Below are 10,269 nucleotides of genomic sequence, written 5' to 3' on the forward strand. Positions count from 1 at the left end.
CAGACGCGCGGCGGCACGAACCCCGGCCCCTCGGCACCAAAGGTCTCGCGATTGAGGCTGTCGAAGTTCCACCGTCCACCCAGCGGCTCGTCAGACAGCCCGCCGCCCTCCATCAGCACCTGATGACGCTTGCGCTGCTCCCGATAGAAGTACTCCATCCGCAGGACTTTCCGGCCTTTGGCATGGGCCGCAAACTCACGCACGCTGGTAAAGAAGTGGCGGTCCACTCGCACGTCCAGCGGTATCGAGCTGGCCGCAGCAATAGTCTTGATCGCCTGCAGCACGCGCCAGTCGCCCGGGGCTGTCATGATCAGGCGGGCAGGCCTTAGCCGCAGAAGGTCGGCGTGCAGTTGCGCGCCGAGACTGCCGGCGTTGTTGACGGCATCAAGCCGCGTGTAGACGAGGTCCCGGCCCGCCTCCTGCGCACTCAGCGCGAAATGGCGCATAGCGGATAGGAACAGCGCCGTGCGCTGCTTGCTGGACCATACGTGCGTCGACTCCTCGGCGACCTCTGCCATCCAGACTGAGTCCTGTTCCGGGTCGAATCCGTCGAATGCGGCCGCATCAAGGTCAAGCTGATCACCCAGCACGATAACCAGGGAGCGCAGATTAGCCATGGCGCCCCTTGCCCCGTCTGCAAGCGTCCGAGCAATATTTCACATCAGACCAGTTCCTGGCCCAGCGACGACGCCAGCTCATGGGTAAGCCGCAAACGACGCATAGCTTGACCGGCAACGAAGCTTTGTTACCTCGATGCCGGTCAGCCCTGTCATGAACACCCACAGTGGACTTTACTTTTTGCATGGCTCGGAAATTGGCTCGTTTCAACCGATTCAATCTTTGTTAAGTAATGCCCCCGCTCCTGCAGGCTGGTTCTCACGCGTGGCAGTTGGTGAAACGCGGTTGATGCAGCCTTGTGCGACAAAAATCAAACACTGAGCCACTGTTCCTCAATCAGCTACAATGAGCGTTGCCAATGGATTGCGCAACGGAGCGTGTTGGCCAGCCTCGAAGGTTATCCGTCACGATTGCGCTGAGTGCGCTTATCCACCACGGCGAGTCATTGAGACAGGGGATATGGTGAAACTCCTGTCCTCCAGCCTTGAGGAACTCGTCCCGTACTTCCACGCCAATTTCCTCCACTGTTTCAAGGCAATCGGCAACAAAACCGGGGCAAAAGACGTCTGCGCGACGCACCCCCGATTCCGCCAGCTCTTTTAACGTCGCCGCAGTGTAAGGCTGTAGCCACTGCGCAGGGCCAAATCGTGACTGAAAGGTAGTCTGGCACTCGGCCGAACTCAGATTCAAAGCATCCTTGAGCAGATTCGCGGTCAGCAGGCATTGGGTGTGGTAGGGGTCCCCCTGGTCGACTACCCTCTGGGGTACGCCGTGGAAACTAAGCACCAACCGGTCTCCCGCTGCAAAATCGGGCTGCCCATGCGATCGCCAGTACTCTCTGACCTGCGCCGCAAGGGCTGCGATGTAGTCAGGATGATCGCAAAAGTCGCGGACCGTGCGAAGTGCTGGCTGGTTTCGCATCCGTCGCAGCGCGACCATCACTTCGTCTACGGCGGTAGCCGTCGTGGAAGACGAATATTGCGGATACAGCGGCATTAGCATCACACGCTCTACCCCTTCAAGTTTCAAACGGGTGATTACGTCCGGAATGGCAGGTGTGCCGTAGCGCATGGCGTAGTCAACGATTGTCTGATGGCCACGCAGACGCAAACTATGTCGCAGCGCGTTCACCTGTCTTTCCGTATTGGCACGCAAAGGTGAGCCCTCGGGCGTCCAGATTGAGGCGTATTTTTTTGCTGATGCGCGTCCGCGCAGCGGGAGAATGAAAAATCGCAGGATAACCTGCCAGATCAGAAATGGAACCTCGACGACTCGCCTGTCTGACAAAAACTGTGCGAGGTAGCGGCGGACCGCACCCGGGGTTGGCTCATCGGGCGTACCCAGATTGACAATCAGCACCGCGACACGAGATGGTGTGCCGGATGTGAACGGCAGTTCGATGTCAAAACCCATGTCTATATTCGCCGGATAAAAAAGACTGAACCCATAACCTATGTTTTCCGTTCCGCATGACCGCAATATTGACTTCGACGACCTCCCCATCCGGATCATTGCTCGATATCGCCAGGTTCAATCCATGAGCGCGTATTTGCGGCCATTAGTGGTCGAGGCGTCGAAGGAAGAATTACCCTCTGAATGTGGCCGCCCTCGCCCAACGCTGCATGAGCTGCGATCGCCGGCGATGGCCGTACCCGGGTGTATGCGACGTTTTTGGATCCTGCTGTCCCTGCGCTCATTCGATTCAAATATGTTGCCAATTGAAGTCAGACCGCGCCGGATCCACGATTTCACGGTACCCAGAGGAACCGCAAGCGCCTCGGCAATCTCCGAATGCGACTTGTCATCAAAGAAGGCAAGCGCTATTGCCTGGCGTTGCATGGGAATCAGCTGTGCCAGACAGGTGGACAGGCGTGCTGACTCCAGCGCCCGTTCAAGCAATTGATCAGGGAGAACATTGGACGACGTATCGATGCAGTCAAAATCTTCAGGTATTGCTTCAGCCGGAGGCGTGCGGCGAATCATGTCAACAGACTGATTTCTGACAATGGTGAACATCCAGGTCAGCGGCGACGATAACGCGGGATCGTATGACCTCGCATAGCACCAGACCTTGACGAAGCTTTCCTGCAGAACTTCCTCCGCCCACTCACGCTTTCGGGTGATACGCAACGCAAGGCCGAATAGCGATGGAGAAGCGACTTTATACAAGCGCTCAAAAGCCCGTTCGTCCTTGCTGCCCGTGCGTTCGAGGAGGTCTGACAGCAGAGCTCGATCCAGTTCATCCGATTGACTGGAGCGCGCCTTTTTCGAATCATCCTTCTCTGGCACAGGGCTCTCCACAGCGGGATAACCCGACAGGCGGAAAGAGCCGGACTGATGCGATGTATCGTCCATCTCAAACAGCGCGGCGAACCATCAATTCCTTGATCTTGCCAATCGCCTTGGTCGGGTTCAGGCCCTTCGGGCAAACGTCGACGCAATTCATGATGGTATGGCAACGGAACAGACGGTACGGATCTTCCAGGTTGTCGAGGCGTTCGCCGGTCGCTTCGTCGCGGCTGTCCGCGATGAAACGGTAGGCTTGCAACAGGCCGGCCGGACCAACGAACTTGTCCGGATTCCACCAGAAGCTCGGGCACGAAGTCGAGCAGCTAGCGCACAGAATACATTCGTACAGGCCGTCGAGCTCGTCGCGTTCTTCCGGCGACTGCAGACGTTCCTTTTCCGGCGGCGGCGTATCGTTGATCAGGTACGGCTTGATCGAGTGATACTGGTTGAAGAACTGCGTCATGTCGACGATCAGGTCGCGAATGACCGGCAGTCCCGGCAGCGGACGCAGCACGATCTTTTGCGGCAGATCGTTCATGTTCTGCAGGCAGGCCAGACCGTTCTTGCCATTGATGTTCATGGCGTCCGAACCGCACACGCCTTCACGGCACGAGCGCCGGAACGACAGCGTTTCGTCAACTGCCTTCAACTTCAGCAGCGCGTCGAGCAACATGCGTTCGTGCGAGTCGATTTCGATCTCGTACGTTTGCATGCGCGGCGCTGCGTCCTTGTCCGGGTCGTAGCGATAAATTTCAAATGTACGCTTTGCCATTTCTGAATTCCTTTGACTTGTGCCTTAGAAGGTCCGCGCTTTCGGCGGAACCGATTCGACCGTCAGCGGTTGCATGTGAACCGGCTTGTAGTCGAGGCGATCGCCTTCGCTGAACCACAGCGTATGGCGCAGCCAGTTTTCGTCGTCGCGATGTTCGAAGTCGTTCTGCGCGTGCGCGCCACGGCTTTCCTTACGCGCTTCGGCCGAAACCATCGTGGCGCGGGCCACTTCGATCAGGTTCGCCACTTCCAGCGCTTCGACACGTGCCGTGTTGAACACCTTCGACTTGTCCTTCAGATGGATGCTGTCGACGCGGTCAGCCACTTCGCGGATGCGCTCGACGCCTTCGGACAGCAACGCCGAGGTACGGAACACGCCAGCGTGTTTCTGCATCGTGCCGCGGATGTCGTTTGCGACCGATTGCGCGTACTCGCCTGAGGACGAGCTTTCCAGCTTCGCCAGACGCGACAGCGCGAAATCAGCGGCGTCGGCCGGCAGCGGCTTGTGCTCCTTGATTTCCTTCACGTGCTTGACGATGTGATTGCCGGCGGCGCGGCCGAACACCACCAGGTCGAGCAGCGAGTTCGTACCGAGACGGTTCGCACCGTGCACCGACACGCACGAGCATTCGCCCACTGCGTAAAAACCGTTGACCGGCTCTTCGTGACCCTTCGACGTACCCACGACCTGGCCGTGAATGTTCGTCGGAATGCCGCCCATCTGATAGTGGATGGTCGGCACGACCGGGATCGGCTCCTTGATACAGTCGACGTTCGCGAACTTCAGCGCGATTTCGCGGATCGACGGCAGACGCTTCATGATCGTCTCGGCGCCGATGTGCGACAGGTCGAGCAGCACGTGGTCCTTGTTCGGACCCACGCCGCGGCCTTCCTTGATTTCCTGGTCCATCGAACGCGAAACGAAGTCGCGCGGCGCCAGATCCTTCAGGGTAGGCGCGTAGCGTTCCATGAAACGCTCGCCGTTCGAGTTACGCAGAATGCCGCCTTCGCCGCGCACGCCTTCGGTAATCAGCACGCCCGCGCCGGCCACGCCGGTCGGGTGGAATTGCCAGAATTCCATGTCTTGCAGTGCGATGCCCGAGCGCGCCGCCATACCCAGGCCGTCACCGGTGTTGATGAACGCATTGGTGGACGCCGCGAAGATGCGGCCCGCGCCGCCCGTGGCGAACAGCGTGGTCTTGCCTTCGAGAATGTAGACGTCGCCGGTTTCCATTTCCAGCGCGGTCACGCCGAGCACGTCGCCTTCGGCGTCGCGGATCAGATCCAGCGCCATCCATTCGACGAAGAACTGCGTCTTGGCCTCGACGTTCTGCTGATACAGCGTGTGCAGCAGCGCGTGACCGGTACGGTCAGCCGCCGCGCAAGCGCGTTGCACCGGCTTTTCGCCGTAGTTGGCGGTGTGGCCGCCGAACGGGCGCTGGTAAATCGTGCCGTCGGCGTTACGGTCGAACGGCATGCCGAAGTGTTCGAGTTCGTAAACTGCGTTCGGTGCTTCGCGGCACATGAACTCGATCGCGTCCTGGTCGCCGAGCCAGTCGGAGCCCTTGATCGTGTCGTAGAAGTGATAGTGCCAGTTGTCTTCGCTCATGTTGCCGAGCGAAGCGCCGATGCCGCCTTGGGCAGCGACCGTGTGCGAACGCGTCGGGAACACCTTGGACAGCACGCAAACCGACAGACCAGCGCGCGCGAGTTGCAGCGAAGCGCGCATCCCCGAGCCGCCTGCGCCGACGATAACCACGTCAAACTTGCGACGCGGCAGAGAATTCTTGATTGCAGCCATTCTTTTACACTCTCCAGAGAATCTGCGCAGCGTAGCCCGCACATGCGAGCAGCCAGACGATCGTCAGCGCCTGAAGGAACAGGCGCGTGCCAACGGGCTTCACATAGTCCATCCAGATGTCGCGGATACCAACCCAGGCGTGATAGAACAGCGAGAGCAGCGTGACGAACGTGGCGAGCTTCATCCATTGCGTCGCGAAGATCGACGCCCAGCCTTCATACGAAAAATCGCGCGCGCCGAAGAACCAGACGAGCAGGATCACCGTGTAGATCGCCATGATCGTGGCGGTAATGCGCTGGGCGAGCCAGTCGCGCAGACCGTAATGCGCGCCGACGACAAGACGCTTCGAACCGATTCGGTTATTAGCTGACATTTTTTAGAATGCTCCGAACAGTTTTGCCGCGAATGCGATGGTGAGCAGCGACGACACGACGAGAACCACGATAGAGGTCGACTTGCCTTTTTCCTTCGTGACCGCATTGTGGTTCGTGTCCATCAACAGGTGACGGACGCCGGCGCAGAAGTGGAACAGGAAGGCCCACGCGAGAACGAGCGTGATGAGCTTGACGACGATGTTGGAGAGGAAGCCTTTGAAGACTTCGAAGCTGAGTTCAGAAGTCAGACTCTGATCGAAGAGGTACAGCAGGAACGGAAGAAAAACAAAAAGCAGACCACCGCTCACGCGGTGCAAGATCGATACTCGCCCCGCTAGCGGGAGACGGTACGCAGTCAATATCTGCCCGATACCGATGTTCCGGAATTCCGGCCTCGGTTTTTTTACGGCTTCAGCCATGCTAGACCCCTACTATGTAGTCACACTAATCCGCAATTTTAGCGCCTTTTTATATCGCGCTGCAGCGAAAACCACGAGTAGTCCGTTGCAGCCTGCGCGATAAAGGCGCCTTCAAACAGGCACGCGCGCGGGACGCGGCGCCCTCATTCAAACCGTTTCAAACCCGTTTCAACTTAGATCGTTCTGATAGTAGTACCCGGTTGTGACATACCAACCACGGCGCACTTCGACCGGCCGGTCTCCGTATGTATAGGACACGCGCTCGACCGATAGCAGCGGAAAACCCGCCGGCACGTGCAGCAGGTCGGCCACGGCGGGCTCGGCCGCCACCGCGCGGATCTTCTCCGTTGCGCGGATCATGCGCGTGCCGAATTCCGTCTCGAACATCGCGTAGAGTGGACCTTTATACTCCGACAACCGCTCGAGCGTGAGGCCGCGAAACACGGCGCCGGGCAGCCAGATTTCGTCGAGCACAGTGACTTCGCCGTCGAACTGCAGCAATCGCTTGATCAATACAACCGGATCGGCGGGTTTCAGGTCGAGTTGCCGTGCGATGTCCGCCGAAGCGCGCAAACGCCGGCACTCGAGCAGGCGGCTCACGTGCGGGTGTTCCGCTCCGTCATCGGCCAGCAATCGGAGGAAGCGAAACTGGGCGCGGTCTTCGTTGTGCGTTGCAACAAAAGTGCCCTTGCCCTGGCGGCGCACCAGCAGGTTGTCGGCAGCAAGTTCGTCGATCGCTTTGCGCACCGTTCCCTGGCTGACCTTGTATCTGGCCGCCAATTCGACTTCACTAGGAATGATCTCGCCCGGCTTCCACTCGCCGCTTTCAAGGCTCTGCGTGATCAGCCCCTTGATCTGCTGATACAAAGGGCTGAAAGTGGGCGACGTGGCCGGGGCGGCAGCGGGTACACCCTCGCCTGCGGCGCCTTGGCCGTTCGGATTCGTGGTGTTCGCCGGGTTCGAATTCATCCGCGCATTTCATCATAAAGGGCTGGGCCGCGTCTAGGGTTTTCCCCTCAATAGATATGTCTTATATAAGACATAAGATAATGTTGACTTTGTGTCTAGCGACTCCTACACTCCTTGTCGAACAAGGGTTTGCGGGTTTTCGGAGGCTGTTTCGCGCAGCGCCGCGACGCCCCGGCAGCCACCCTGCACCATGCTGTTCCCAGCAGTTCAGGTTTCGATTTCGCCGCCATTCATTGGCCAGACGCTTGCCGAAACGCGCTGTTTGCAGGAGCCCGCACCGTGCAGCGGCTACCCGGCGCTTCGTATTCCCGCTCCCATGCAGTTGTACAGGTTTCCGGCACGGCGGTCTCGCCGCAACGCGCCGCTCGCCCTCGGCAGATTACGAGGCAGTCCGCGAACAGTGAATTCCGCCGTGTTTCATAACGCTTCGCTGAACGCGCATATAGAATGGCGTTTTCCCTAGCGTCTAACGCATCGTCCTGGAGATTTCTCAATGGCTAAGCCCGCAAAGCGCGTTGCCGTCACCGGCGCCGCAGGTCAAATTGCTTACTCCCTGCTGTTCCGCATCGCCAATGGCGACCTGCTCGGCAAGGATCAGCCGGTTATCCTGCAACTGCTCGACCTGCCGCAAGCACAAGGCGCCGTCAAAGGCGTCGTGATGGAACTGGATGATTGCGCATTCCCGCTGCTGTCGGGCGTCGTGATCACCGACGATCCCAAGGTCGCATTCAAGGATGCAGACGTGGCCCTGCTGGTCGGCGCCCGTCCGCGTTCGAAAGGCATGGAACGTAAGGACCTGCTGTCGGCGAACGCCGAAATCTTCACGGTTCAGGGCAAGGCGCTGAACGAAGTCGCCAGCCGCGACGTGAAGGTTCTGGTGGTCGGCAACCCGGCCAACACGAACGCTTACATCGCCATGAAGTCGGCGCCGGATCTGCCGAAGAAGAACTTCACCGCCATGCTGCGTCTGGACCACAACCGCGCGCTGTCGCAACTGGCGGCCAAGTCGGGCAAGCCGGTCGCTTCGATCGAAAAGCTGGCCGTGTGGGGCAACCACTCGCCGACCATGTACCCGGACTTCCGCGTTGCAACGGCAGAAGGTCAGGACCTGACCAAGCTGATCAACGACGAAGAATGGAACCGCAACACGTTCATCCCGACCGTCGGCAAGCGCGGCGCGGCGATCATCGAAGCACGCGGCCTGTCGTCAGCGGCGTCGGCGGCTAACGCGGCAATCGACCACGTGCGTGACTGGGTGCTCGGCACGAACGGCAAGTGGGTCACCATGGGTATTCCGTCGGACGGTTCGTACGGCATCCCGGAAGACATCATCTACGGTGTGCCGGTTACGTGCGAAAACGGCGAGTACAAGCGCGTCGAAGGTCTGGAAATCGACGCATTCTCGCGCGAGAAGATGGACGGCACGCTGCAGGAACTGCTGGAAGAGCGCGACGGCGTTCAACATCTGCTCGGCTAAGCGGCTGATGCAGACAAACCGGAACTCCTGAGAAAACGCCGGGCCGCCCCAAGCTTGTTATCCCGCTTGGGGGCTTGGCGCAAAGCGAAAGGTCTGGGTGCTCCCAGACATCAACGTGGCGGGTTCCGGTTTTTTTTTGTGCGAACGCAGTTGTTCGCATCTGATTCGAGCGCGTTTTGGGCAGTTGCCGCGACGGTCTGGCAGAGCGCGCCCGAATCAGATTTCTCCAAACAGTTTTTCCAAACCCTACCCACACCCTGACGCCGAAGATGCGCGCCCTCACACCCGCCGAAGTGCTGTTTGACGGCGAAGTGCCGCCCGCTGTGCTGCCTGCCTGCGATCACTACGCCGGCAGCGAAAAGCTGATGCTGAAATCGCTCGCGTTGCAGCAACAGATCGGCCCGGTGTTCGATATCACGCTCGATTGCGAAGACGGCGCGCAGGTCGGCCGCGAAGCACAGCACGCGGAACTGGTCGCCTCCCTGCTCGGCAGCGAGCATGACCGCTTTGGCCGCGTCGGCGTGCGAATTCACGACTTCGAGCACGCGCACTGGCGCGACGACGTCCGCCTCATTCTGCGTGCCGCGAAGCGAGCGCCTGCTTACATCACCTTGCCGAAAATCCGCAACGTCCCCGATGCCGCCGAAATGGTCGCGTTCATCGAGGCCACGCGCCGCGAACTCGGTATCGAGCAACCGGTGCCGGTGCAATTGCTGGTCGAGACGCACGGCGCGCTGACGCGCGTGTTCGATCTGGCCGCACTGCCCGGTGTGGAAGCGCTGAGCTTCGGGCTAATGGACTTCGTCTCCGCGCACGACGGCGCGATTCCCGACACGGCCATGCGCTCGCCCGGCCAGTTCGATCATCCGCTGGTGCGACGTGCGAAGCTGGAAATCTCGGCGGCTTGCCATGCCTACGGCAAAGTGCCATCGCACAACGTCAGCACGGAAGTGCGCGACATGAGCGTGGTGGCAAACGACGCCGCGCGTGCCCGCAACGAGTTCGGCTACACGCGCATGTGGAGCATCCACCCGGCGCAAATCGAGTCGATCGTCGCCGCGTTCGCGCCGCGCGACGAAGAGATCGCCACGGCCACCGAAATCCTGCTGGCCGCGCAGTCCGCCCAATGGGGCCCGACGCGCCATCACGACACGCTGCATGATCGGGCGAGCTATCGCTATTACTGGTCGGTGCTGCGTCGCGCGCAAGCCACCGGTCGCACCGTCCCGCAAGACGCCGCGCCGCTCTTCGCGAAAGTGGGCACTAACGTGCACGCCGCATCATGAGCATGCGCGTCCAAGCGGCGATCGGCACGGCGGCGTTGAATGGTGTACCTGTACACCGTCTTGCAATCGAAACACTGAATCATCTGGCGCTGCGGGCGAGCGACGTCGAAGGCGTAGGTCAACCAGAAGCAATGAGCAGGCACAAAGGAGATTGCGGGAGATGAGCGAGACAACGCAAACCGCCGGTGCACAAGGCGGCAACGAACCCCAAAGCGGCTTCAAACCGAAGAAATCGGTCGCCCTGTCCGGCGTGACGGCAGGCAAC

The 10,269-nt window shown here is 59.9% G+C and carries 11 protein-coding genes; 2 read left to right on the plus strand and 9 right to left on the minus strand.

Features of this window, described 5'->3' with window-relative positions; all coding sequences use genetic code 11:
- The 9 genes from P0D70_RS35435 to P0D70_RS35475 form a co-directional block, all read right to left on the minus strand.
- The coding region (locus P0D70_RS35435) for a cryptochrome/photolyase family protein (RefSeq protein ID WP_408187944.1) at positions 1 to 617 on the minus strand (617 nt) is incomplete at its 3' end.
- A complete protein-coding gene (locus tag P0D70_RS35440) occupies positions 610 to 804 on the minus strand; it encodes a DUF2256 domain-containing protein (protein ID WP_408187945.1) in 195 nt (64 codons plus the stop codon). The genes P0D70_RS35435 and P0D70_RS35440, both read right to left, overlap by 8 nt.
- A 150-nt stretch (positions 805 to 954) precedes the next feature.
- Positions 955 to 2,031: a ferrochelatase gene (hemH, locus tag P0D70_RS35445; RefSeq protein WP_408187946.1), complete on the minus strand. Its 1,077-nt coding sequence runs from the start codon at positions 2,029 to 2,031 to the stop codon at positions 955 to 957.
- 117 nt (positions 2,032 to 2,148) lie between these two features.
- The gene (locus tag P0D70_RS35450) at positions 2,149 to 2,907 is read right to left on the minus strand and encodes an RNA polymerase sigma factor (RefSeq protein WP_408187947.1); all 759 of its coding nucleotides are present in this window, start codon (positions 2,905 to 2,907) and stop codon (positions 2,149 to 2,151) included.
- A gap of 67 nt (positions 2,908 to 2,974) precedes the next feature.
- A complete protein-coding gene (locus P0D70_RS35455) occupies positions 2,975 to 3,679 on the minus strand; it encodes a succinate dehydrogenase iron-sulfur subunit (RefSeq protein ID WP_012428644.1) in 705 nt (234 codons plus the stop codon).
- Positions 3,680 to 3,703: 24 nt separating this feature from the next.
- Complete coding sequence (gene sdhA / locus P0D70_RS35460; protein ID WP_091804886.1) at positions 3,704 to 5,479, minus strand: succinate dehydrogenase flavoprotein subunit; 1,776 nt, start codon at positions 5,477 to 5,479, stop codon at positions 3,704 to 3,706.
- Positions 5,480 to 5,483: 4 nt separating this feature from the next.
- Complete coding sequence (sdhD, locus tag P0D70_RS35465) at positions 5,484 to 5,852, minus strand: succinate dehydrogenase, hydrophobic membrane anchor protein (RefSeq protein ID WP_091804890.1); 369 nt, start codon at positions 5,850 to 5,852, stop codon at positions 5,484 to 5,486.
- A 3-nt stretch (positions 5,853 to 5,855) separates the two neighbouring features.
- Entirely contained in the window at positions 5,856 to 6,272 is a 417-nt protein-coding gene (gene sdhC, locus P0D70_RS35470; protein WP_091804894.1) for a succinate dehydrogenase, cytochrome b556 subunit, read from the minus strand.
- Between the two features lie 168 nt (positions 6,273 to 6,440).
- The gene (locus P0D70_RS35475; protein ID WP_091804898.1) at positions 6,441 to 7,241 is read right to left on the minus strand and encodes a GntR family transcriptional regulator; all 801 of its coding nucleotides are present in this window, start codon (positions 7,239 to 7,241) and stop codon (positions 6,441 to 6,443) included.
- Positions 7,242 to 7,734: 493 nt separating this feature from the next.
- On the opposite strand from P0D70_RS35475, the gene P0D70_RS35480 reads away from it, so the two are divergent.
- Together P0D70_RS35480 and P0D70_RS35485 are read left to right on the plus strand one after the other, a co-directional pair.
- On the plus strand, positions 7,735 to 8,718 hold the full coding sequence (locus P0D70_RS35480) for a malate dehydrogenase (RefSeq protein WP_007178772.1): 984 nt from the start codon (positions 7,735 to 7,737) through the stop codon (positions 8,716 to 8,718).
- Between the two features lie 269 nt (positions 8,719 to 8,987).
- Positions 8,988 to 10,004 (plus strand): HpcH/HpaI aldolase/citrate lyase family protein, encoded by a 1,017-nt coding sequence (locus P0D70_RS35485; protein WP_408187948.1) that lies wholly within the window; start codon positions 8,988 to 8,990, stop codon positions 10,002 to 10,004.
- Positions 10,005 to 10,269 lie beyond the last annotated feature (265 nt).

The organism is Paraburkholderia sp. RL17-381-BIF-C (genome assembly GCF_046026435.1).
In the GTDB taxonomy this organism is placed as follows: domain Bacteria; phylum Pseudomonadota; class Gammaproteobacteria; order Burkholderiales; family Burkholderiaceae; genus Paraburkholderia.

Bases quoted from the DNA above. Each gene is read 5' to 3' on its own strand.
- P0D70_RS35440 (WP_408187945.1), bottom strand. From the start codon at position 804: ATGCAAAAAGTAAAGTCCACTGTGGGTGTTCATGACAGGGCTGACCGG.
- hemH (WP_408187946.1), bottom strand. From the start codon at position 2,031: ATGGGTTTTGACATCGAACTGCCGTTCACATCCGGCACACCATCTCGT.
- P0D70_RS35455 (WP_012428644.1), bottom strand. From the start codon at position 3,679: ATGGCAAAGCGTACATTTGAAATTTATCGCTACGACCCGGACAAGGAC.
- sdhA (WP_091804886.1), bottom strand. From the start codon at position 5,479: ATGGCTGCAATCAAGAATTCTCTGCCGCGTCGCAAGTTTGACGTGGTT.
- sdhD (WP_091804890.1), bottom strand. From the start codon at position 5,852: ATGTCAGCTAATAACCGAATCGGTTCGAAGCGTCTTGTCGTCGGCGCG.
- sdhC (WP_091804894.1), bottom strand. From the start codon at position 6,272: ATGGCTGAAGCCGTAAAAAAACCGAGGCCGGAATTCCGGAACATCGGT.
- P0D70_RS35475 (WP_091804898.1), bottom strand. From the start codon at position 7,241: ATGAATTCGAACCCGGCGAACACCACGAATCCGAACGGCCAAGGCGCC.
- P0D70_RS35480 (WP_007178772.1), top strand. From the start codon at position 7,735: ATGGCTAAGCCCGCAAAGCGCGTTGCCGTCACCGGCGCCGCAGGTCAA.
- P0D70_RS35485 (WP_408187948.1), top strand. From the start codon at position 8,988: ATGCGCGCCCTCACACCCGCCGAAGTGCTGTTTGACGGCGAAGTGCCG.